The sequence below is a fragment of the Dietzia sp. WMMA184 genome (assembly GCF_002441635.1).
GTDB classification, from domain to species: Bacteria; Actinomycetota; Actinomycetes; order Mycobacteriales; family Mycobacteriaceae; genus Dietzia; species Dietzia kunjamensis.
This window is the reverse complement of the sequence record NZ_NXEI01000001.1, coordinates 1,041,666-1,063,802: the sequence shown is the minus strand read 5'-3', so window position 1 is coordinate 1,063,802 and position 22,137 is coordinate 1,041,666. Positions and strand designations below refer to the sequence as shown.

Below are 22,137 nucleotides of genomic sequence, written 5' to 3'. Positions count from 1 at the left end.
ACCCGGCGCGTGCGGGGGGCTATAGCTCAGTTGGTTAGAGCCGCGGACTCATAATCCGCTGGTCGCGGGTTCGAGCCCCGCTGGCCCCACCACAGCTGGCCCCACCACCACGCCGCGACCCCACCGCGGACGCGGGTCGGCCCGGTCAGGCGGGCCCGGAGCGCCCGACTAGAATCGATCTCCATGGTCGACTCACTGCTCGTCGCCGGTACGACCTCCGATTCCGGAAAGAGCGTCGTGACCACCGCACTGTGTCGGGCGTTCGCCCGACGCGGCATCGACGTGGCCCCGTTCAAGGCCCAGAACATGTCCAACAACTCGATGGTGGTCGCCGCCCCCCACAGCACAGGTCCGCACAGCACAAGCCCGGACGGCACCGCCGAGATCGGGCGCGCGCAGTGGATCCAGGCGCTGGCCGCGGGCGTGGCCCCGGAGCCCGCGATGAACCCGGTGCTCCTCAAACCCGGCGGCGACCGGCGTAGTCACGTGGTGGTGATGGGACAGCCGGCCGGGTCGGTGTCCTCCCGCGACTTCGTCGACGGACGGGCCCACCTTGCCGAGGCCGCGTACGCCGCCTACGACGACCTCGCCTCCCGTCACGAGCTCGTCATCTGCGAGGGGGCCGGCAGCCCCACCGAGATCAACCTGCGTTCCAGCGACTACGTCAACATGGGCCTGGCCCGGCACGCGGACATGCCGGTCGTCGTGGTGGGGGACATCGACCGCGGCGGGGTCTTCGCCGCCCTCTACGGCACGGTCGCACTGCTCGAGCCCGCCGATCAGCGGCTGGTCGCGGGGTTCGTCATCAACAAGTTTCGCGGCGACCCGACGCTGCTGGCCCCCGGGCTGCGGCAGATCGAGGACCTCACCGGCCGGCCGGTCCACGGGGTGCTGCCCTGGAATCCCGACCTCTGGCTGGACTCGGAGGACGCCCTCGCGGTGGGTCCCCGCGCCGCCGACGCCGCCGCCACCCTGCGGGTGGCCGTGATCCGTCTGCCGCGGATCAGCAACTTCACCGACGTCGACGCACTCGGCCTGGAGGCGGACGTGGAGTTGGAGTACGTCACGGAGCCCCGCGACCTCGCGGGGGCGGACCTCGTCGTCGTCCCCGGGACCCGCGCCACCCTCGACGACCTCGCCTGGCTCCGCGCCCGGGGCCTCGACCGTGCGCTCACCACCCACGTCGAGCGCGGCGGCGCGGTGCTGGGGATCTGTGGCGGCTTCCAGATGCTCGGCGGGGAGATCTCCGACCCGGACGGCATCGAGGGCGAGCCCGGCGCGCGGGTGACCGGACTCGGACTGCTTCCCACCACCACGTGCTTCGGCGCCGAGAAGGTCCTGCGACTGCCCACCGGACGTGCGCTGGGCGAGGACGTGGGCGGGTACGAGATCCACCACGGCAGGGTGAGCGTCGGCGGCGGGGGCGAGCGGGTCGACGACGACGAGGAGTTCCCCGGCGGAGCCCGGCGGGGCCGCGTGTTCGGCACCATGTGGCACGGAACCCTCGAGTCGGACGGCTTCCGGTCGGCTCTGCTGGCCGAGGTCGTCGGCGGCTCCGGCGGCGTGGGGGAGGGCTCCGGCGGCGCGGGTCGTGTGCGTCCGGCCTCCGGGGTGAGTTTCGCGCGGGCCCGCGAGGCGCGGCTCGACCTGCTGGCCGATCTCGCCGAGGAGCACCTCGACCTGGACGCGCTTCTCGAGTTGGCCCGCTCGGGTGCTCCGGAGCTGCCGCTGCTGCCGCCGGGGGCGGAGCGGTGAGCGTGCTGATCCTCGGCGGGACCGCCGAGGCCCGCGACCTCGCCGTCCTGCTGCAGGAGCGCGGCCTGCGGTTCTCCTCGTCTCTGGCGGGCCGGGTCGCGCGGCCGCGGTTGCCGGTGGGGGAGGTGCGCGTCGGCGGGTTCGGCGGCATCGACGGGCTCCGGCGGCACCTCACGGAGGCCGGCGTGGCCGCGGTCGTGGACGCCACCCACCCCTTCGCCGCCGGCATCTCGGCCAATGCCGCCGCAGCCTGCGCCGCCGCGGAGGTCCCGCTGCTCCGCCTCGAGCGACCGGGGTGGGCCGCCGCCCCCGGCGCGGACGGCTGGCACTGGGTGGACGACCACGACGAGGCCGCCGCTACTGCGTCCCGCGTGGGCCGGCGGCCGTTCCTCACGATCGGCCGGCAGTCGCTGGACAGGTTCGTCGGCCCGCTCGCCGAGCACCACGCGCTGGTCAGGGTGGTGGACCCGCCGGAGGTGGAGCTGCCCGCGTCGTGGCGGCTGCTGCTGAACCGCGGCCCCTACTCGGTGGAGGGTGAGCGCGAGCTCTTCGCCGATCACGGTGTGGACGTGCTGGTCACCAAGGACTCGGGCGGCGGTCACACGTGGTCGAAGATGGCCGTGGCCGACGAGCTCGGCGTACCGATCGTGGTGGTGCGGCGGCCCGGGTCCGCGCCGGGCGTGCACGTGGTGGCCGATGCGGCCGCCGCCGCGGAGTGGGCCCACAGCCTGGATTGAGGATGTCGCCTACGCGCGAAGCGTGGCACAATTGTGTACATGTCTACCGAGCCGCTCCGTGAGGTCCGGGCCAACTTCAGCGACGTGGTTGACCGTGTCTCCAAGCACCACGAGCGCGTCACCGTGACCAAGAACGGACGTCCGGTGGCCGTGGTCATGAGCCCGGACGATCTCGCCGCTCTCGAGGAGACGCTTGATGTCCTCTCCGACCCGTCAGCGTTGGCGGATATCCGGGAGGCCGATGCGGCGAGGACGCGCGGAGATGTCGTGCGCGGCGTCGATGCCGTCCGGGCCCTCCGTCCGTAGGCCGCGCGGTGGAAGGCTACGAGCTCGTCGTCGCCCCACCCGCGGCTCGGGCGATCCAGCCGGGCCTTCCGGAGAACATCGCCGCGGCGGTTGTCGAATTCCTTACCGGGCCATTGATCGCGAACCCGCGGCGAGTGGGCAAGGAACTGCGGAGGGAGCTGAGCGGCGTGTACTCCGCCCGTCGCGGGACCTATCGCATCCTGTATCGGATCGACGACGACGCCAGAGAGATCCTCGTTCTCCGGGTCGAGCACAGACGGGATGTGTATCAGTGAGCGCGGTTTGAGGGGCTGGTGTCGCCGGATAGCGCGCTCGTCGTCGCGGAGTCAGACCAACTCGGCGGCCGTGCCCATTCCGCGGTCCGCTAACCGGGCGAAGCGCCGCGCGTGCGCCGCGAACCGGGCCGCCATCGCCGGATGCCCGGCCCAGTGCGTGTGCAGGTAGGAGGCGTGGACCGACCCGCTGACGAAGCCCTCCGGTCCGGCGCTGCTGGTCCAGGCCGGAGCCGCGCCCGGCCCGTCCGTGCTGGGCACGGCCGCGTAAGAGCCCGCCGCGCCCGCCGCGCCGGCGGGCGGGTTGACGGCCGTGCGGTGGAACTCGTGGCCGGTGACCTCGGTGCCGGCGGTCGCCAGGACACTGTCGGCGACGGCGGTCGACCGGCGGTAGGCCAGCGTGAGCCGCGGGGCCATGGCCGCGTCGGCGTCGACCGCACCGACCATGGGGACACCGTCGAGGGTGCGACAGAGGTAGAGCAGGCCCGCGCACTCGGCGACGGTCGGCGTCCCGGCGGCCGTCGCCGCGCGCAGCGCCCGCAGCATCGGCTCGTTGGCGGCGAGGTCCGCGGCGTGGACCTCCGGGAACCCGCCCCCGAGGTAGATCCCCCCGGCGGTGTCGGGCAGTGCCTCGTCGGACAGCGGGTCGAACGGCACGACCGAGCAGCCGGCCGCCTCGAGCAACTCGACCGTCTCGGCATAGCGGAACGTGAAGGCCCGGCCACCGGCCACGGCGATGAGCGGGCGGCCCTCGTCGTCGTCGACCTCGTGGGCTCGGTCACCACCCAGCGCCACGCGCGCCGACCACGCCCCGCCCGCCAGCGGCGGCGCCTCACGCGCGATCCGCATGACCGCCTCGAGGTCGATCGACGCGGCCACCTTCCCGGCCAGGTGATCGAGCGACCGCGCAGCCTCCGGGCGTTCGGCGGCGGGGACCAGGCCGAGATGGCGGGAGGGGGCGGTGACGTCATCGTCGCGCTGGAGGACACCCAGCACCGGGATGCCGAGCGGGGCCAGCGCGCGGCGGACCTCGTCGGAGTGGCGGACCGAGCCGGCCTTGTTGAGCACCACCCCGGCGATGTGCACGGCCGGGTCGTAGGAGGCCATCCCCAGCACCACCGCGGCGATGCTGCGGGAGGCGTGGGAGATGTCCACGACCAGCACGACGGGGGTTGCGGTGAGCGCGGCGACGTGGGCCGTGGAGGCGAACCCGTTGCCGCCGATGTGGCCGTCGTACAGGCCCATCACGCCCTCGATCACCGCGACGTCGGCGGGCCGCCCCCCGGGCCGGTTGACCGCCCCCGCGCCGTGCAGCAGCAGCGGCACGATCCGCTCCTCGCTCACCAGGTGCGGGTCGAGGTTGCGGCCTGGCCGCCCGGTGGCCAGGGCGTGGTAGCCGGGGTCGATGTAGTCGGGGCCCACCTTGTGCCCCGAGACCTCCAGCCCGGTGCGGCGCAGCGCGGACATGAGGCCGGTCGCGACGGTGGTCTTGCCGTGCCCCGACGCCGGCGCGGCCACGACGATCCGCGGCAGCGCGGTCACCATTCGATGCCCCGCTGACCCTTCTGCCCGGCGTCCATCGGGTGCTTGACCTTGGTCATCTCGGTAACCAGGTCGGCGACCTCGAGCAGCCGGGGGTCGGCATCGCGGCCGGTGATCACCACGTGCTGCCGGCCGGGGCGGCTGGCGAGGGTGGCGACCACGTCGTCGACATCCACCCAGCCCCATTTCATGGGATAGGTGAACTCGTCGAGCAGGTAGAGGTCGTGCCGCTCGTCGGCGAGGCGCCGCTTGATCTCGGCCCATCCTTCGGCGGCGTCGGCGGCGTGGTCGTCCTCGGTGCCGTCCTTGCGCGACCACGACCACCCCGAGCCCATCTTGTGCCACTCCACCGGCCCGCCCTCGCCGGTCTCGTCGTGCAGGCGGGCGAGGCGTTCCATGACGGTCTGCTCGCCGATGCGCCACTTGGCGGATTTGACGAACTGGAACACCCCGATGTCCCAGCCCTGGTTCCACGCGCGCATGGCCAGGCCGAACGCGGCGGTGGACTTCCCCTTGCCGGGCCCGGTGTGGACCATGACCAGCGGCCGGTTGCGGCGTTGGCGGGTGCTGAGCCCGTCGTCGGGCACGATCTCCGGCTGTCCCTTGGGCATCAGGCCACCTCGTTCCGGGGGTCGACGCCCCGGGGGCGCGCGGTGCGGGCGCGGGCTGTGTGAACGTCGACCGTGTCGGTGAGTCCCTCGGCGGTGACCTCGCCCAGTGGCACGTGCTCAGCGCCCAGGTGCCCGGCGAGCTCGGAGGCCAGGCCCATCCGGAAGCGGCCGGTCTCGCAGTCCACCACCACCGAGGCCACGCCGAGGGAGGCCAGCCCGGTCGCCGCGGTGCGGGACCTGGCGAGGGCGTCCGGGCCGTGGGTGGCGCGGCCGTCGGTGACGACGACGAGGAGGGCCCGCCGCCGCGGATCGCGGACGCCTTCAATGCGCAGGACCTCGGCGGCGGTGAGCAGTCCCTCGGCCAGTGGGGTCCGGCCGCCCGCCGGGAGTTCCGCGAGGCGGGTGGCCGCGATGTCGACCGACGACGTGGGCGGCAGGGCCACGTGGGCCGCGGACCCGCGGAAGGTCACCAGTCCCACCTTGTCGCGGCGGCGGTAGGCGTCCAGCAGCAGGGAGAGGATCGCGGTCTTGACCTGCTCCATCCGGGTGCGGGCGGCCATGGAGCCGGAGGCGTCCACGCAGAACAGCACGAGGTTCGACTCGCGGCCCTCGCGGACGGACGAGCGCAGGTCCTCGGCGGCCAGCCGGAGTCGGCCACCGTCGCGGCCGGCCTCGCGACCGCGGGCGGGCTGCTGCGGCGCGGCGGACCGAATCATGGCGGGCAGGTGCAGGTCGGACCCGGTGAACGCGCCCGCGCCGATGCGGCGTCCGCTGGTGGTGATCGCCCTCGACCGGCGGCCGGCCGCGCCGTGGCCGGTGCCGGCGACGGCGAGCAGGCGGGTGCGGTACGGCGCCGCGGCAGCGGTGACCGTGCCTGGCTCGGGCGGGGTGGGCACGGGAGCGTCGGACCGCGAGCCGTCGCCGGGGGTGTCCTCCGCGGCGTGTCCGCCGGGCTGCTCGTCGGCTCGGCCGTCGGCGTCGTCGTCCGATTGGCCGTCCGCCTGGTCGGTGCCCGCGGTGCCGGAGTTGTCGCCAGCGCCGGGGCCGTCCTCGGTTTGCTCGGTCTGCTCGGGCGCGTGCTCGTGCCCGGCGTCCTCGGCCGACGCCCGCGCCGGGGTCGACTCAGCATCCGGGGTGTCTGCCGACGCGGACTCCTCTGCGGACTCCGACTGTTCGGCGTTCTCGGCCGGCGCGGTCTCGTCCCGGGGGTCGGGATCGGGCTCGTCGTCGTCGCCCAGGAGCCGTTCCAACAGGTCCTCGTCGAGCCCCGGCGCATCGAACGGGGCACGACGGCGGCGGTGGGGCAGCGCCATGCGCGCGGCGACGCGGATGTCCTCGCGGGTAATCCGGGTCCGGCCCTGCCACGCGGCGTGGGCGGCGGCGGTGCGGGCGGTGACGATGTCGGCGCGCATGCCGTCCACGTCGAAGCCCGCACACACCCGGGCGATGGTCGACAGCGCCCAGGGGGTCAGCGACACCCGGTCGAGCACGCGCCGCGCGGCGGCGATCCGCTCGCGCACTGCGACCTCGTCAGCGGCGTGGGCGGCGACGAATCCCGCCGGGTCGGCCTCGAACGCGATCCGGCGGCGCACCACCTCGGCCCGTAGCTCCGGGTCCCGGGGCGCGGCCACCTCCACGGTGAGGCCGAAGCGGTCCAGCAGCTGGGGCCGGAGCTCACCCTCCTCGGGGTTCATGGTGCCGATCAGTACGAAGCGCGCGGCGTGCTCCACCGAGATGCCGTCGCGCTCCACGGTCACCCGGCCCATCGCGGCGGCGTCGAGCAGCAGGTCCACCACGTGGTCGTGGAGCAGGTTGACCTCGTCCACGTAGAGCAGTCCGCGGTGCGCGCGGGCGAGCAGGCCAGGTTGGAACACGGTCACACCGTCGGCGAGCGCACTCTCCAGGTGTAGTGATCCGGTGATGCGGTCCTCGGACACCCCGATCGGTAGCTCGACCAGGCGGACCGGCCGCCGCTCGGTGGGCGCGTCGTGGGGGATACGCCCGTCCGGGGTCTCGGAGCCGCGGTCCTCGGGTGCGGAGGAGAAGCGGTCGCCGGTGACGACCTCGACCTCCGGCAGGATCCCGGTGAGGGCGCGAACCATCGTGGACTTGGCCGTGCCCTTCTCACCGCGGATCAACACGCCGCCGACCGCCGGGGACACCGCGGTCAGCGTCAGGGCCAGCGCCATGTCGTCGGAACCGACGACAGCGCTGAAGGGGTAGTGCAGTGGCATGGGGGCTCCCGCTCTCGTCTGCCAGGCTGGTCAGCGCGAGGCCGGTCTCCGGACTTCCCGGCTCATCTCGGACGTGCGCGCGGGGCGCGATCGCCTGAGAGGCCGGGTTACCGTAGCGGGCCCTGTGCCGGATTCTCACCGGCTTCCCTGATTCTCCCCTCCGCTCCGCCAGTGGCGGGTCGTGGGGCACCTCGTGCTGTGGGGTCTGTTCGGTTGTGTGGTCCCGAGGCTAGCCCAACGGCCTGTCCCGGGGCGCCTCAGGTGTCGCGGTAGGGTTCCGCGTCATGAATGCACGGGTGGTGGTCGTCGGCATCGGCGGCGACGGGTGGGCGGGGCTCGACGAGGCCCGCCGTCGCGCCGTCCTGGGCGCCGATGTGGTGCTCGGCGGGGAGCGTCATCTGGCGATGATTCCGGGCGACGTGACGGCCGAACGAGTGCCGTGGCCGCGGCCGCTGCGGGACGGGTTGCCGGAGCTCCTCGAGCGGTTCCGCTGGCGGTCGATCGTGGCCCTGGCCTCGGGTGATCCGCTGGTCGCCGGGATCGGCACCACCCTGATCGATGTACTCGGCGTGGACGCGGTGGAGGTGCTCCCGGCGGTGTCTTCGGTCGCGCTGGCCTGCGCCCGGATGCGGTGGCCCGCCGAGTCCGTGGCGGTGCTGCGCGACCACCGCGCGCTGCCCCGGGAGCTGGCGCCGGGACGGCGGGTGCTGGTGCTCTCGGCCGACCGGCACACGCCGGGAGAGGTCGTCGCGATGCTTGTTGGCGCCGGCTTCGGGGGGAGCGCGATGACCGTTCTGTCCGATCTCGGGGGCCCGGCCGAGGCCCGTTTTTCCCGCGCGGCGCGCGACTGGGCGGCTGGCCGCGAGGCTCCCGCCCTGCACGTGTTGGCGGTTGAATTCGTGGCCGACGCGTCCGCCCGCCCGCTCGGGCTGGCGCCGGGATTGCCCGACGACGCCTTTGAAAACGACGGCCAGCTCACCCGCCGCGACCTACGCGCCTCGGCCCTGTCGCGGCTAGCACCGGCCCCCGGTGAGCTCTTGTGGGACGTGGGCGCCGGCGCCGGGTCGGTGGGCATCGAGTGGATGCGCGCTCACCCGTCCTGCCGGACTATCGCCATCGAGGCCGATCCCGGGCGGGCGGCGTGTATCGCGCGCAACGCCGCGCGGCTCGGGGTGCCGTCGTTGGAGGTCGTCTACGGACGGGCGCCCCAGGCTCTGGACGATCTGCCGCGGCCGGACGCGGTGTTCATCGGTGGGGGTGGCACCGCTCCTGGCCTGCTGCGACAGTGCTGGGAAGCGCTGGCGCCGGGCGGCCGGCTGGTCGCCCACGCGGTGACGCTGGAGACCGAGCGCGTGGTGGTCGACGCCCGCTCCGAATTCGGCGGGGAGCTGACCAGGATCCAGGTCGAGCACGCGGACTCGATCGGCCGGTTCACCGGCTGGGCCCCCGCCCGTGCGGTGGTGCAGTGGGTGGCCGTGAAGCCCTTCGTCGCTACGGCTGATACTTCGGAAACAGGGGAGAGCTCGTGACCGTTCACTTCGTGGGAGCCGGCCCCGGCGCCGCCGACCTGCTGACGCTGCGCGCGGCTGCGGCGCTTGCCGCCGCCGACGTGTGCCTGTACGCGGGGACGTATCTCGACGACGGTGTGCTCGACCACTGCCGACCCGAGGCCCGGTTGGTGGACACCCAACATCTGGACTTGGATGGGATCATCGGCGAGATCGTCGCCGCTCACGCAGAGGGTCTCGAGGTGGTCCGGCTGTGCTCGGGTGACCCGTCGCTGTACTCGGCGCTCGCCGAGCAAACTCGCCGACTCGACGCGGCGGGCGTTCCGTGGGATGTAGTTCCTGGTGTTCCCGCCTATGCCGCCGCGGCCGCCGAGCTGGGCGTGGAGCTCACGGTTCCCGAAGTGGTTCAGTCGGTGGTGCTCACCCGTGTTCAGGCGCGATCGACGGCGATGCCGTCGACTGAGTCGTTGGAGAATTTCGCCGCCACCGGCGCGACGCTTGTGTTGCACCTGGCGATCACCCGTACCCGCGAACTCGCTGAGCGGCTGATCCCCACGCACGGCGCCGACTGCCCGGTGGCCGTGGTGGCCAACGCGAGCCGCCCGCACCGCGTGGAGCTGCGCGGCACTCTCGCTGACATCGCGGACGCGGTCGAGGCTGCCGGACTGAGGCAGGCTGCTGTGATCATGGTCGGCCGCGCGCTGGTCAGGCCGGGCGAAGCGGAATCGTGGCTGTACGCCTCGAATCCCGAGCGTGAGTCGAAGCGGCGGAGTGTCGCCGATACGCTCGGAGGGGATTGAACGCGGCCGGCGCCCGAGCGCTGACCAGGGAATTTCACATAACCCAACATTATCGGCACATCCGTAGGGCGGGTGCTGGGGGGACCGACGAAAACCAGTCCGACGTTTAGTTTAACCAACGACGACGCCCCCGCAGTCGTCAGACCGCAGGGGCGCCCCTTGGGTGACTCAGCCGAACTGCGACAGGAATGTCGCCGTGTAGCTGGTCGCGAACGCGACCAGGCTCGCGGCCGCGATGATGCCTGCGACACGAACGGCCCCGACTGCCAGCTCACCACTGGACGCGGTGCCGTTCGCCGCCTTGTGCACGGTCACTCCTCCGTAAACAGCGGCGACGACCACGAGCATCAACGCGAGTGCGATGAACGAATAAACGATGGTCTCCATTTCACCTCCTTTCGTTGTAGGTCGGTGACCCTATCGGCGACTCATGCCGGTGCAGCACGCCAACGAAAGTGCAGGTAGAAACCCTCTAGGTCGAGGAAGTCGTAAATGAGGGACCGATCGCGGCCAGGGAGTGGCAGATAGGGCTTGTCGGTACCGCGGGTCCGGCGAGTTGGTGTGTTATCTCGCAACATCGTGGACACCGGATCTCGACTCTTCGGTGACAGCCGATCTCACGACTTCGTGTGTCCTGTCTCATCACTTCGAGGACACACGATCTCATGACATCGTGGACACGCTGTCTCACCACATCGTGCACAGGAATCGGCGTGGGCTGGGCGAGTGTGGCGGTCATGTCCAATTCACTGTCGCCGCGCACGCGGGCCTCGATCATCAACTACGACCCGACCCAACCGCACGCCTTGTCCGTGACCGAGTTCTGCCGGTCCTTGAAGATCTCGCGCAGCGTGTTCTACAAGGTGCGCACCCGCGCGGCCCAGGAGTCGACGGCGGCGTTGCATCCTCGCTCTCGAGCGCCACGGTCACCGGCTCGGCGGTACGGCCCAGACGTGGTCAACGAGATCGTCGGGATCCGCAAGCGTCTCAAGAAGGATGGATGGGATTACGGCCCACGCTCGATCCACTACGAGGCCGCGATGCAAGACGCCTTCCCCGGGGACTTCATTCCGTCGGTGGCGACCATCGGCCGGTTGCTGTCCGCAGTCGGGCAAGTCGACCCGGCCCCGAAGAAGCGACCGAAGTCGTCTTACATCCCGTTCGTCCGCGCCACAGCGATGGCGCTGTGGCAGCTGGACGCGTTCGAGTATCGCCTCGCTGACGGCACAACTGCGACCGTCTATCAGGTGCTCGACGACGCGACCCGCTACGACGTCGGATCGTGGGCCCATAGCCGGCACGAGAACAGCATCGACGCTAAACGTGTACTCGAGGACGCGATTGAGCGGCACGGCGCTCCTCAGGAGTTGCTGTCAGACAACTCGTCTGCGTTCAACCAGCTACGCGGTGGCAGGATCGGCAACGTGGAGGTGTTCCTCGCCTCGAGAGGCACCATGCCCATCACGGGCCTGCCGGGAAGGCCCACCACGCAGGGCAAGAATGAACGCTCACACCAGACGATGACCCGGTTTCTCAATGCGAACCGTCCAGGCACGCTGGAGCAGTTGCGCGAGCGGATCACCAGGTTCCGCGAGCACTACAACCACCGCCGCCCGCACCAGGCTCTGGACCAGGCCACGCCACGGACTGCGTGGGATCTACTCGACCACACCCCTGCGGTCGAACCGATTCGCATGGAGGTGCTCCAAGCAAAGGCCTCCCAGTATCGGCAGGCTCGACGCTTGAGCCAACGACAGATCGGGCGTGCAACGGTAACGGTCTCCAAGTCAGGGCAAGTGCTGCCTGAACCGCCCAGCGTCGACGCGATGGAGCAGGCCGCAGACCAAACGGTCGTTGAGGTCACGGCAGCGAACCGGCAGGTCTACTACCACGGGTACGCCGTGCGTCTTCCGACCACGTTCGGCGGACGCGAGTTCTACCGGACCATCACCGACGACGAATTTCTCCTGTCCGACATCACCACCGGCGAGGTCGTCATGTCTTTCCCGCTGCCAATGGTGGCGCTGCGGGTCCGCGGCCGGCACGTCGCCTCCTACGCCATCCGAGGCGTTCACGTGGCCAACCCGACCGCACAGTGGGCGCGGAAGATTGCCGAACATGAAGCAGAGTTCGCTCGGCGTCAGGAGGCTGTCCCCGAAGTCTTTGGGGACGGTCGATGACACCGGCCACCAACTCCAACGGGGCAACGCGCGATGCCTGGTAGACGTGCACGAAGTCGTGAGATCGGCTGTCACCGAAGAGTCGAGATCCGGTGTCCACGATGTTGCGAGATAACACACCGGATCGCCGGACTAGGCGTACCCACTGGCCCTATCTGCCAAGGGAGCCCCGAACCTAGGTCACTAGCTACCTAGCCCACAGTGTCCTAATGCCCTAGGGGCCTAGTGGGCTAGTGGGTGAGCTCGGCGTACCGGGCAAACAAGAGTTCCAACCGCTGCCGTTCGTTGCTGAGTTTCCGAGACGCACCGAAAACTCGGTCAACCTCCCGGTCCAAAGCATCGTGCGCCTTCACGAGCACCGGGTCCATCGCCAACGGGTTGTAGGCATCCGCCAGACTTCGGTCTGGATGCTGCGCTCGAGCATCCAGAACTTTTTGGCCGCCCTCGATGATTCGTTTCCTGTCCCTGTCCGTGAGTTCAGGCACGGGGAAGGTGTACCAAGTCAGCGTGCTTCCGAAGCGCAAATCAGACTTGATTCGCCCACCGATAGTTCGCTGCCAAGTAATGAACATCGACGATGAGATCAGGGCGAACTGGAGGTTGTCCGGGTCCTTGAGAGTGAAGTTTGCGTCGCCAGCGATCACCTCTGGACCGAACTTTGCCACCGGAAAGTAGCGCCGGTTTTCACTAACGTGCCTGGGGATGCACACATAGGGAAGATCCTGCTTGGCACGCTGACGGAACAGATGGGGGAACTGCGCGAAGTCACGAGTACTAGCTGCTCGCGATGCCGATCTGAAGTCGCGTACCCGCTCGATACGCGTCTTCAAGATCTGAGACCGACTTGCGTCGGCCGGGTTCATTCCGTCGAGCCACAGACACCAGCGGTCTTCTCCACGCAACAACTCACGCGCTCCGACGAATTGATGCACGTATTTCGCTGCAATGGGGTCAGCCATGACCTCGTCATACTCGTCGACCTCCACGATCAGATTCCCGTCATCGGTCGGCTTCGACCCGTAAACAGTCCTGCCGACCTCCGGTGAAATCGGTGCAGCAGCCTTCGTGACTAGAACGTTGGGGCCGTCCACTAGGTACGCATTGATTCCCGTTGAGACGCTGCGCGGTGTGGGCCTGCCCCTCACATCGGGATAGTCCCAGAGCTCAGGCTTGGCACTACGGTCTCGGGTGAAACCGACGATGACACAGTGCACAGCTGCTTTGCCTGGCGCTTCAGAGTCCCAGGCGAAAGTGCGGTGCGCGAACTTGATCCGCCAACCAGCGTCGAAGATCGGTTCAAATAGGCGCGGAACCTGGTCCCCTTGGCTGATCGAGTTCGTCGTGACAAACGCCCACTCGCCGTGGGCCCGGCTGGCGTACAACTGGAGAGTTTTCGCGTGCCACCCAGTCACGAAGTCCATGCGAGAGAGCTGCTTGTCCTCGCCCCACGCAGCTTGTAGATCGCGCAGCTGGTCCTGCTCCCGACCGTCCCCACGGAACGGCGGGTTACCGAATACGTAGGTGTTTCCGGCTGGTACGGGAAGGAGGTCCTTCCAGTCGATTTGGAGAGCGTTGGTGTGGTGAATGTGGGCAGTAATCGCGATCGGTAGGCGTTCGGGAGCTTGGCCGACGGCGGCGGCGAGTTCACGGTTGGCTTGGTGATCGACGAGGAACATGGCGGTTTCGGCGATCTTGGCCGGCCACCAGTTGATCTCAATGCCGTGGAACTGACCGATGGTGACCTTGGTTTCCAGCGTGGCGTCCAGTGCCATACCGGTTTGCCCCTCGCGGGTGCGGATTTCGCGGATGATCTGGGTTTCGATCCGTCGCAGGTCGCGGTAGGCGACCACCAGGAAGTTCCCGCATCCGCAGGCCGGGTCGACGAACACGTGGGTAGCGAGACTGTCGCGGAACTCGCGTAGTGCTTTGACGCTGGTGGACTTGTTATCGCAGAGTCGGTTGGCCTCGGCCTGTAGGTCGTCGAGGAACAGCGGCCCGATGGTCTTGAGGATGTTCGTCTCGGAGGTGTAGTGCTCCCCGGCCTCGCGTCGCGCTTCTTTGCTTTTGACGAGCTGAAACATCGCGCCGAACACGGCTGGGGAGATCCGGGTCCACCTGAACCGGCACGCTTTTAGGAGCGCGTCGCGCATGGCGGGGGTGAAGTACTCCAGCGGCAGAGCATCGGCGAACAGGGCACCGTTGACGTAAGGGAAACGGGCAAGCAGGTCACCGAGATTTTTGTTGCGTTTGCTGGTCGGGGTGTTGAGCACACCGAACAGGGAGTGCAGTTGTGCGCCGAGGTTGTCGGCGTCGGTGCGTTGCTCGACCCACCGGTGGAACAGGTCCGCTTCCCAGAGCCCGGCGTCGTCGCCGTAAAGCAGGAACAGGATGCGGGTCAGCATCATCGAGGCCCGCTGCACACTGGCGTCCTCATCGGCGGGATCTCCGGTGAGAACTAAATCGACGTCGATGTCTTGATCGGCCTCGTCACCGACCATCGCTTCGTAGAGCTGGGCCATCAGTTGCGCGGCATGGATGGAGGCGTCCTGCTCCTCGCGCCGCGTGACGGTTTCGTGCCCTGCAAGGAACAGCATCTCATCGAGGTGTGCGGGCACCTGGTCGATAGTGAACTCGACGTGACTCTCGCCCTCTCCGAGCTGGTCGATGCGGATGCGCTCGAAGTCGGTGACGACCACGTACTTGGGGAACTCGTGCTGTCCAATGGAACCGCCCGCGAGGTAATCCTGGGCCTGGGCTTGGGCCTTGTCCAGGTCGACGCCGAGAGACTTGGCTTCGCCGATGAACACCCCGGACTGGAAGACGTCGATCGAGCCCTTGTTTCCAGTACTGGCACGGGTAGCTTCCCGCTCGAACAAGTCGATGCGAGCGGCGTTAATGCCGAAGCAGGCGAGAAGGTCAGACCAAAATGATTGGGCGAAGCTCGACTCGGTCCCAGTGACTTTGTCGCTGCGCCACTGAGCAATGCGTTCAGACCAGTGGGTCGAGAAGATTTGCAGTTGTTGACGAATCTGGCCGCGGTCCAACGTCGTCGCCGACACTCACACACTCCTGATCTACATGGGCCGATTCACTGTTCCGACACACAAATGCTTGATCGGAACGGTGCGGACCGTGAACGCTCCTAGACATACGGTAGAGCGCCCTTGGAATACCGCTTAGGTCGGTGGTCGAACTAAAACGAGCGTTTCCAGATCTACGTCGTCCCTGCTTCGAGCTTCGGGGACGTGCGATCCATCCAACGAAGCAGCTTCCATCGCTACCTTCGCCTGTTCCAGTGCACTTGCAACGGACTGGGCGGATGCAACTCCTGAATAGAACCTTGCTGCGAAGACAACTGCGCTGGCGTCGTCGATTGCCTCCGACATCGCAATCACGGTAGGGATCGTTTGAAGTAGATCCTCAGCTCCGGCCAAGCTCTCGCAGGCGTTGAGGACTACTAGACGCGGAGGCTCGTCGGTGGCGCCGAGCAGACGTGCGAGCAAACTGAAGTCCAGCCCGTCTCCCACTTGAGTCCCAGCGTCGTTCTCCATGAGCAAGCCGAGACTATTGGCATGTCCGGAGAAGTGCACGACGTGGGGCCGGTGTTCGTTGAGGCCTTCAAGGAGGTCATACGTGGTCGCGGCGGGTAGGTGTTGGGCGTGTCAGATGGTCTGTGTGAGTTGAGCCGGAGGAGGAATCATGAACGCTATGGCTGTTGACGACCACGACGCTACGGATGTATCAGATGCTGCTGGGCTTCGCCGGGAGGTGTTCTCGGATGCGCTGATTGATCACGTACTCGCCGAGACCCGTTCGCGAGGGTTGGAGTTGACTGGCAAGGACGGCTTTTTGAACGAGATGCTCAAGGCCGTCCTTGAGCGGGGCATGGGCGCCGAGCTGACCGAGCATCTGGGCCGCGATGCCCACGCCCGTGGCGGGGACGGAAACCACCGCAACGGCACTTCGCGCAAGACCGTGGCCACCGAGGTCGGCCCGGTGGAACTGGATCAGCCCCGCGATCGGCAGGGCTCGTTCGCCTCCCAGCTCGTCCCGAAGGGCGCCCGCCGGCTCGGCGGGCTGGAGGACCAGATCATCTCGCTGTACGCCGGCGGAATGACCGTCCGGGAGATCGAGCACCACCTCGCGCGGACCCTGGGGGTGGAGCTGTCGCACGAGTCCATCGCCAACGTCACCGACGCGGTCCTGGACGAAGTCGCCGCCTGGCAGCACCGCCCGTTGGAGGCGTTCTACCCGGTGGTGTTCCTGGACGCGATCCACATCAAGATCCGCGATGGAGCCCACGTGAAGACCCGCGCTGCCCACATCGCGGTCGGGGTCGATCTTGAGGGCGTCAAGCACGTGCTCGGCATCTGGGTGCAGGCCAAGGAAGGCGCGGCGTTCTGGGCCAGCGTGTGCGCCGAACTGGCCAATCGCGGCGTCAAAGACGTCCTGATCGTGGCCTGCGACGGGCTGACCGGACTGTCCGAGGCGATTGCCGCGACCTGGCCTTTCGCCGAGGTGCAGACCTGCGTGGTGCACCTGATCCGGGCCTCGATGCGGTTCGTGTCCTACAGCGACCGCAAGAACGTGGCCAAGGCACTCAAGCCGATCTACACCGCCGCCAACGCCGAGGCCGCCAGAGCCGCACTGGAGGCCTTCGCCGAATCGCCGCTGGGCGCCAAGTACCCCACCGCCGTCAGGTCGTGGGAGGCCGCCTGGGAGCGGTTCATCCCGTTCCTGGCCTTCGGCCCAGCCACACGCAAGCTGATCTACACCACGAACTCGATCGAGTCGCTGAACTACCAGCTGCGCAAGATCACCAAGAACCGCGGGCACTTCCCCAGCGATGCCGCCGCGATCAAGCTGCTATGGCTAGCCATACGCAACATCGAGGACCGACGAGACCGAGAACGCGCCAAGGACGCTCAACGCCGAGCAGACGGCCACGCAGGCCCCCGGAAATCGATCCCCAGACTCGTCGAAGGCGCCACCATCCACGGTTGGCGAGCCGCACTGGCCGAACTCGCACTGGCCTACCCGGAACGCTTCGACCCCCACATGTGACAGACATCACTAACCAAAACTCACACAATTATCTTGACAGGCTCTAGGTGTTCGATCGTGACCAGCTCACGATACTTCGACTTCTTCAGCATCTCTCGGACCTGCCGCACCTCGTAGTCCACGCGGAGCCATACGCCAGTGGTCTCAACCGATCCGTCCGGATGCTCGACGGTTCTCTCAACTGCCTCGGGGTTCGCGGTCACGAACAGCACGCGCAGGATTTCTGGCTGGGGCGGGGCAACCTGGACATACCGGATCGCACTGGTAGGACGAGAGGCTTGCACGACCTGACGAGCATGCTGCAGCTCGGTCCTGCGGCGCTTGTCGGCAGCTCGGTCCTGCACGGTCTGTTCGGACTTCAACGCACCGGTCAGCGCGGTACTTTTTTGGCCAATGGCCCTGTTATTGGCCGCGATCTTTTTCTCGACCTCCGCCGCTTTTCTCAGCGCATCGACCTTCTTTCTATCTTCTCGCTCCGCTGCCGCGACCGCTGATCTGCGAGTGGGTTCGGACTTCGTTCGAGCCGCCTCCGCGCGCTTCTTGCTAGCCGCAGCGTCTGCTTTTACTGCTGCGTCCTGGTGCTTGGCTAAGTCACGTGAGAGTGTGGCCCCTTTGGTCTCCAGCCGACTGATGTCTGACCGGATGGTGTCACTTCTGCTCATCGCGTCCTCTCGCTGCTACCTGCCTGAAACGAGAGTACGAGATGCCTCTGACACGCACTCTGTACAAGCTGCGGCAGGACTGCCGCAGCTTGAGATGACAGCGGGGTTTAGTTCGGCAACAGGCTGCGGTGATAGTGCCCCGTGGGGTAGCCGTACTGTGACTCGCAACTTCATTTGGCGGGTTTTCACAGCTCCTGAAGACGCAAATACTGTCGCTCTGGGGTACACCCGTGCGGGACGATAAGCCTCCGACCATCGCTGCTGTGCCACAGGGTCTAGTTTGTGGCTTTCGCCGTTATATGGCGGGGTTCTGTCGACGCTCTGTGGCGGCATCTGCTCATGGCGATACACGCGAGCACCGGTCTGGTCACAGATAGCGGCAGACAGTCGTGGTGTCGCATTTGGTGGGGTCGCTGGAGGTGGCACTGTGGTGAAGGTGCGCGACGGTGTGTCGCAGTGCTTGCAGGTCGGCGATTTGGCGGTCCAGGTCGCCCAGGTGGGCTTCGAGCAGGGCGTGCACGTGCTGGCAGGGTGCGACTCCGGCGTCGCGGATGTCGAGGATCTCGCGAATCTGGGCCAGGGTGAGCCCAGCGGTGCGGCCGCGGCGAACGAAGTCCAGGCGCGCCAGGGCCGCAGGGGTGTAGTCGCGGTATCCGTTGGCGGTGCGCTCAGGCGCAGGTAGTAGGCCGGCTTCTTCGTAGAAGCGCAGCGTCTTGGTTGTGGTGCCGCTGGCCACGGCCAACTCACCGATGCGCACAGTGGCCCCTTTCTCGGCTCTCGTCCATGTTCGCCTTGACCTTCCCCTGCGCTGGAACGTCCACTATGGACGCTGAAGAGGGGTCACGCGAAGGAAGGTGGGCAAATGGGTGTGGACTACGACGTCGATCTGGCCGTGATCGGCTCAGGAGGCGCGGCGATGTCCGCCGCCATCGCGGCCAGCCAGGCCGGTAAGAGCGTCGTGCTGGTTGAGCGCGGTGTTCTGGGCGGGACGTGCGTGAACATCGGCTGCGTGCCGTCCAAGACGCTCCTGGCGGCCGCCGGGGCCCGGCACGCCGCGCTCACCAATCCCTTCAAAGGTGCCCCAACGTCAGCCGCACCGGTGAACCTCGGCGATCTGGTGGCCCAGAAGGACGCACTCATCGAGCGCCTGCGTGATGCGAAGTACGCCGATGTGGCCGCTGCCTACGGCTTCCAGGTCCGCCCAGGCCAGGCCAGCTTCCTGGACGGGGACACCCTGGCCGTCGACGGCCAGGCGCTGCGGGCCCGGGCCTATCTGGTCGCCACCGGTGCCACCCCCGCCATCCCGGAGGTGGTCGGTCTCGACTCTGTGGACCGGCTGACGTCCACCACCGCGATGCAGCTGACCGAGCTGCCTGAGTCCCTGGTCGTTATCGGTGGCGGGTACGTCGGGATGGAGCAGGCCCAGCTGTTCGCTCACCTCGGCACCCGGGTCTCTGTGGTCGGGCGTCTGGCGCCGCACGCCGAGCCGGAGCTGGCCCAGAAACTTCGGGAAGTCTTCACCGACGACGGCATCACCGTGGTCGAAGAGCGCGCGACCACTGTGGCCCGCGAACTAGGCCCCGCAGGAGAGGTGGTGGTGACCACGGACTCGGGCGAACAGGTGCGCGGCGCGCAGGTCCTGGTGGCCACCGGACGCCTGCCCCGCACCGACGGCCTGAACCTGGCCGCTGCCGGTGTGGACGTGGACGAGCGCGGCTTCGTCGTGGTCGACCAGACCCAGCGCACCTCCAACCCGCGCGTCTGGGCCGCCGGTGACGTCTCGGGGGCTCCCCAGTACGTCTACGCCGCCGCCGCCGGCGGTCGGGCCGCCGCGCTCAACGCCCTGACCGAGGACAGGTACCCGCCGGCAGCTCGGGTCGACTACGCCGGCTTTCCTGCGGTCGTGTTCACCCGGCCCCAGCTGGCCTCGGCGGGGTTGACCGAGGACGAGGCCCTCACCCGAGGGCACGCGTGCGACTGCCGCGTCCTGGACCTGTCCGATGTCCCCCGGGCGCTCGTCCAGCACGACACCCGCGGGGCGGTGAAGCTCGTCGCCGACGCCGTGAGCGGCAAGGTTCTGGGCGTGCACGCTCTGGCGGACGGGGCCGGGGAGATCATGCTGGCGGCCACCTACGCCATCAAAAGCGGCATGACCGTCGACGATCTGGCCGACACCTGGGCGCCGTACCTGACCATGAGCGAAAGCCTGCGCATCGTGGCCGGCCTCTTCCGAAACCAGATGCCGACGTCATGCTGCGCCTGAAACCCGCGGCCCCAGCGGGGTGGACGAGGGCTCCCGCGGCGGCCCGCCTGGCGCCGTGAATGTGCCTTAAAAACCTACAGTCTTATGAGACACCAGGCGGGGACCGGACGCCGAGACCGCTTCATGGGCCGATGGGCACCTTCTGCCTCTCGCGAAGTCGTCTCACCGTGAACTGTCGCAGGGTGGTGCTCGGTAGGGGTTTGTGAGTCATAATCATGTCATGAGCCCCGGTGATTCACGGGGATCTGCGGATCGCTGGGCGAAAATAGACCGAAGTGCTTCCTGAACAGGGGAAACTGGGACTTGTCTAAGGTTCCATGTTCTCCAGCAGAAAGCACTCGGTAGGTGAAGCGTACTTCGTGGTCGGCCGGTCTGTCCGTTACTGCTGATGGTGTCGGGGTGATCGCCCACGCCGGGGCCATCGCGCCTCGACTTCTGGCTGATCAGGTCGGTCTGACCGCCGAGCTGTCAGGGGCCATGGCTCGCCGACAATTTATCCCGATCCACGACCGCGGCCGTGTGCTGATCGATACCGCGGTGATGCTCGCCGATGGCGGCGAGTCCATCTCCGACATCGGCGTCCTGCGCCACCAGTCCGGGGCCCTGGGCCCAGTGGCGTCGGCGCCGACGGTGTGGCGCACGCTCGATGAGGTCACTGCCGGCAAGCGCAAGAAGATCCAGGTCGCGCGTGCCCGCACCCGGCGGCACGTGTGGTCGCACCTGCCCGGCGGGGTGCCCGCATCGGCGTGTGCGGGGCGGGATCTGGGATCGACGGTCGTGCTCGATGTGGATGCCACCATCGTGGTCACCCACAGCGAGAAGGAACATGCAGCTCCGACGTATAAGCGCACGTTCGGCTACCACCCGATCGGCGTGTGGTGCGACAACACAGAAGAGTTCCTCGCCGCGAGCTTGCGCCCGGGCAATGCTGGCTCCAACACCGCTGCCGACCACATCGACGTCCTGGGCCAGGCAATCGCGCAGATCCCCGCTGCTCACCGGCGTGACCTGCTGATCCGCTCGGACGGCGCCGGCGCCTCTCACGACCTGTTGGATTGGATCACCGAGCAGAACCGCGTCCGTGGTCGACGGGTGGAGTACTCGGTCGGGTTCTCCATCACCGCCCCGATTCGCCGGGCCATCGTGACCTGCCCCGAGGCCGCGTGGGGACCAGCGCTCAATCCCTCCGGTGACATCCGGGACGGGGCCGAGGTTGCCGAGCTGACCGGATTTCTCGCTCCCGGGATGCTCGCCAAGTGGCCAGACGGGATGCGGGTCATCGTCCGCCGCGAACGACCCCACCCCGGCGCCCAGTTGTCGATGTTCGAGGAGATCGACGGGTGGCGCTACCAGGCGTTTGCCACCAACACCACCACCGGGCAACTGCAGTTTCTTGAAGCACGGCATCGGGCGCACGCCCGGGTAGAGGACCGGATCCGTCACGCCAAGGACACCGGTCTTGGCCGTCTGCCCTCACGCGAGTTCGCGCTCAACCAGGCCTGGTTGGTGGCGGTGATGCTCGCCGCAGATCTGGTGGCGTGGACACGGATGCTGGCCTGTACCGGCGAGGCTGCGGTTCTGGCCTTGTGCGAGCCCAAAGCGCTGCGCTACCGCTTCCTGCACGTCGCAGCCCGGCTGACCCGTAGCGGCCGGCGACGCCGGGTGAAGATCCCCGAAACGTGGCCCTGGGCCACCGCCATCGTCGCCGCGTTCAACAAGATCGCCGCGATCCCCAAACCAGCCTGATCTCACCTGCCCGCCCTCGACATCACCACCCGGAGACCCGCCCACCGGCAGCGCCAGCCGGCACCCCCGCACGCCCTTACGCGAAAACAAGCCCGCCGTCACCCGACAGCAGCAGTCACACCGGCCCGTGAATCAGCGGGGTGAGGCTCTTGGGGTACACCCGCGTGAGCACTGCGAGTCAGGACGCGCAGTTGCAGTTGGATGCACTCGTGGATTCCGGGGTGCAGAAGCGGGATGTGTTCGCGGATGTGACCTCGGGTAGCCGGACCGCGATCGAACGCCCGGGGATGAAGCGGCTATTGGACTACGTCGAGTCCGGCGACACGGTCGTGGTGTACCCCAGATGCCTCATAGCCCGATTCTGCCCCACAAATCCCTACCGAAGCCGGCTCTGAAACAAATTACGTCAAGACGACTTAGTGAGACTCCGGTGGGTGCCTGTAGCGCCAGGAAACCT

The 22,137-nt window shown here is 68.1% G+C and carries 18 protein-coding genes, 1 tRNA gene, 1 pseudogene and 1 riboswitch; of the genes and pseudogenes, 12 read left to right on the top strand and 8 right to left on the bottom strand.

The features are described from left to right. Positions 1-15 precede the first annotated feature (15 nt). The 5 genes from CK206_RS04895 to CK206_RS04875 all read left to right on the top strand — a co-directional run bounded on the left by CK206_RS04895 (position 16) and on the right by CK206_RS04875 (position 3,073). Positions 16-92 (top strand) — tRNA-Ile (locus CK206_RS04895). A 91-nt stretch (positions 93-183) separates the two neighbouring features. After that, the gene (locus tag CK206_RS04890; protein WP_096905737.1) at positions 184-1,755 is read left to right on the top strand and encodes a cobyric acid synthase; all 1,572 of its coding nucleotides are present in this window, start codon (positions 184-186) and stop codon (positions 1,753-1,755) included. Then, on the top strand, positions 1,752-2,492 hold the full coding sequence (locus CK206_RS04885) for a cobalt-precorrin-6A reductase (RefSeq protein ID WP_096905736.1): 741 nt from the start codon (positions 1,752-1,754) through the stop codon (positions 2,490-2,492). The genes CK206_RS04890 and CK206_RS04885 overlap by 4 nt, the downstream gene beginning before the upstream one ends. 39 nt (positions 2,493-2,531) lie before the next feature. After that, entirely contained in the window at positions 2,532-2,798 is a 267-nt protein-coding gene (locus CK206_RS04880; protein ID WP_096907289.1) for a type II toxin-antitoxin system Phd/YefM family antitoxin, read from the top strand. Between the two features lie 8 nt (positions 2,799-2,806). Further along, positions 2,807-3,073: a type II toxin-antitoxin system RelE/ParE family toxin gene (locus tag CK206_RS04875; protein WP_096905735.1), complete on the top strand. Its 267-nt coding sequence runs from the start codon at positions 2,807-2,809 to the stop codon at positions 3,071-3,073. Positions 3,074-3,124: 51 nt separating this feature from the next. Here the strand turns inward: CK206_RS04875 and CK206_RS04870 are convergent, their stop codons facing one another. The 3 genes from CK206_RS04870 to CK206_RS04860 are packed head-to-tail and all read right to left on the bottom strand — an operon-like array spanning position 3,125 to position 7,457. Further along, a complete protein-coding gene (locus CK206_RS04870; protein ID WP_096905734.1) occupies positions 3,125-4,615 on the bottom strand; it encodes a cobyrinate a,c-diamide synthase in 1,491 nt (496 codons plus the stop codon). Beyond that, entirely contained in the window at positions 4,609-5,223 is a 615-nt protein-coding gene (gene cobO / locus CK206_RS04865; protein WP_067714278.1) for a cob(I)yrinic acid a,c-diamide adenosyltransferase, read from the bottom strand. The genes CK206_RS04870 and cobO overlap by 7 nt, the downstream gene beginning before the upstream one ends. Further along, positions 5,223-7,457 (bottom strand): magnesium chelatase subunit D family protein, encoded by a 2,235-nt coding sequence (locus CK206_RS04860; protein ID WP_096905733.1) that lies wholly within the window; start codon positions 7,455-7,457, stop codon positions 5,223-5,225. The genes cobO and CK206_RS04860 overlap by 1 nt, the downstream gene beginning before the upstream one ends. A gap of 21 nt (positions 7,458-7,478) precedes the next feature. After that, a riboswitch (cobalamin riboswitch) is annotated at positions 7,479-7,666 on the bottom strand. Positions 7,667-7,741: 75 nt separating this feature from the next. Here CK206_RS04860 and cbiE point away from each other — a divergent pair. Both cbiE and CK206_RS04850 read left to right on the top strand, forming a co-directional pair. Next, positions 7,742-8,986: a precorrin-6y C5,15-methyltransferase (decarboxylating) subunit CbiE gene (gene cbiE, locus CK206_RS04855; RefSeq protein WP_096905732.1), complete on the top strand. Its 1,245-nt coding sequence runs from the start codon at positions 7,742-7,744 to the stop codon at positions 8,984-8,986. Further along, positions 8,983-9,765: a cobalt-precorrin-4/precorrin-4 C(11)-methyltransferase gene (locus tag CK206_RS04850; protein WP_096905731.1), complete on the top strand. Its 783-nt coding sequence runs from the start codon at positions 8,983-8,985 to the stop codon at positions 9,763-9,765. The genes cbiE and CK206_RS04850 overlap by 4 nt, the downstream gene beginning before the upstream one ends. 168 nt (positions 9,766-9,933) lie before the next feature. Here the strand turns inward: CK206_RS04850 and CK206_RS04845 are convergent, their stop codons facing one another. Further along, positions 9,934-10,152: a hypothetical protein gene (locus tag CK206_RS04845; protein WP_096905730.1), complete on the bottom strand. Its 219-nt coding sequence runs from the start codon at positions 10,150-10,152 to the stop codon at positions 9,934-9,936. Positions 10,153-10,502: 350 nt separating this feature from the next. On the opposite strand from CK206_RS04845, the gene CK206_RS04840 reads away from it, so the two are divergent. Continuing rightward, positions 10,503-11,945, top strand: a complete 1,443-nt coding sequence (locus tag CK206_RS04840) for an IS481 family transposase (protein ID WP_069390199.1) — start codon at positions 10,503-10,505, stop codon at positions 11,943-11,945. Between the two features lie 230 nt (positions 11,946-12,175). On the opposite strand, the gene CK206_RS04835 is transcribed toward CK206_RS04840, so the two are convergent. Both CK206_RS04835 and CK206_RS04830 read right to left on the bottom strand, forming a co-directional pair. Beyond that, entirely contained in the window at positions 12,176-15,004 is a 2,829-nt protein-coding gene (locus CK206_RS04835) for a DNA methyltransferase (protein ID WP_096905729.1), read from the bottom strand. Positions 15,005-15,121: 117 nt separating this feature from the next. Further along, positions 15,122-15,586: pseudogene (locus tag CK206_RS04830) on the bottom strand (CHAT domain-containing protein); the annotation flags it as partial. A gap of 67 nt (positions 15,587-15,653) precedes the next feature. Here CK206_RS04830 and CK206_RS04825 point away from each other — a divergent pair. Further along, positions 15,654-17,009, top strand: a complete 1,356-nt coding sequence (locus tag CK206_RS04825) for an IS256 family transposase (protein WP_069388925.1) — start codon at positions 15,654-15,656, stop codon at positions 17,007-17,009. A 20-nt stretch (positions 17,010-17,029) separates the two neighbouring features. Here CK206_RS04825 and CK206_RS19455 read toward each other — a convergent pair whose 3' ends face one another. Together CK206_RS19455 and CK206_RS04815 are read right to left on the bottom strand one after the other, a co-directional pair. After that, positions 17,030-17,671: a hypothetical protein gene (locus tag CK206_RS19455; protein WP_143337691.1), complete on the bottom strand. Its 642-nt coding sequence runs from the start codon at positions 17,669-17,671 to the stop codon at positions 17,030-17,032. A gap of 367 nt (positions 17,672-18,038) precedes the next feature. Beyond that, the gene (locus tag CK206_RS04815; protein WP_096905725.1) at positions 18,039-18,428 is read right to left on the bottom strand and encodes a heavy metal-responsive transcriptional regulator; all 390 of its coding nucleotides are present in this window, start codon (positions 18,426-18,428) and stop codon (positions 18,039-18,041) included. 105 nt (positions 18,429-18,533) lie between these two features. Here CK206_RS04815 and merA point away from each other — a divergent pair, with 105 nt between their 5' ends. From merA to CK206_RS04800, 3 genes are all read left to right on the top strand, one after another. Continuing rightward, complete coding sequence (gene merA, locus CK206_RS04810) at positions 18,534-19,934, top strand: mercury(II) reductase (protein ID WP_096905724.1); 1,401 nt, start codon at positions 18,534-18,536, stop codon at positions 19,932-19,934. A gap of 345 nt (positions 19,935-20,279) precedes the next feature. Further along, complete coding sequence (locus tag CK206_RS04805) at positions 20,280-21,680, top strand: IS1380 family transposase (protein ID WP_096905723.1); 1,401 nt, start codon at positions 20,280-20,282, stop codon at positions 21,678-21,680. 140 nt (positions 21,681-21,820) lie between these two features. Continuing rightward, a complete protein-coding gene (locus tag CK206_RS04800) occupies positions 21,821-22,075 on the top strand; it encodes a recombinase family protein (RefSeq protein ID WP_241728303.1) in 255 nt (84 codons plus the stop codon). Positions 22,076-22,137: the final 62 nt, after the last annotated feature.

Coding starts and splice junctions, on each gene's coding strand:
- CK206_RS04890 (WP_096905737.1), top strand. CDS start 184: ATGGTCGACTCACTGCTCGTCGCCGGTACGACCTCCGATTCCGGAAAG.
- CK206_RS04880 (WP_096907289.1), top strand. CDS start 2,532: ATGTCTACCGAGCCGCTCCGTGAGGTCCGGGCCAACTTCAGCGACGTG.
- CK206_RS04870 (WP_096905734.1), bottom strand. CDS start 4,615: ATGGTGACCGCGCTGCCGCGGATCGTCGTGGCCGCGCCGGCGTCGGGG.
- cobO (WP_067714278.1), bottom strand. CDS start 5,223: ATGCCCAAGGGACAGCCGGAGATCGTGCCCGACGACGGGCTCAGCACC.
- CK206_RS04860 (WP_096905733.1), bottom strand. CDS start 7,457: ATGCCACTGCACTACCCCTTCAGCGCTGTCGTCGGTTCCGACGACATG.
- cbiE (WP_096905732.1), top strand. CDS start 7,742: ATGAATGCACGGGTGGTGGTCGTCGGCATCGGCGGCGACGGGTGGGCG.
- CK206_RS04845 (WP_096905730.1), bottom strand. CDS start 10,152: ATGGAGACCATCGTTTATTCGTTCATCGCACTCGCGTTGATGCTCGTG.
- CK206_RS04840 (WP_069390199.1), top strand. CDS start 10,503: ATGTCCAATTCACTGTCGCCGCGCACGCGGGCCTCGATCATCAACTAC.
- CK206_RS04825 (WP_069388925.1), top strand. CDS start 15,654: ATGGCTGTTGACGACCACGACGCTACGGATGTATCAGATGCTGCTGGG.
- CK206_RS19455 (WP_143337691.1), bottom strand. CDS start 17,671: ATGAGCAGAAGTGACACCATCCGGTCAGACATCAGTCGGCTGGAGACC.
- merA (WP_096905724.1), top strand. CDS start 18,534: ATGGGTGTGGACTACGACGTCGATCTGGCCGTGATCGGCTCAGGAGGC.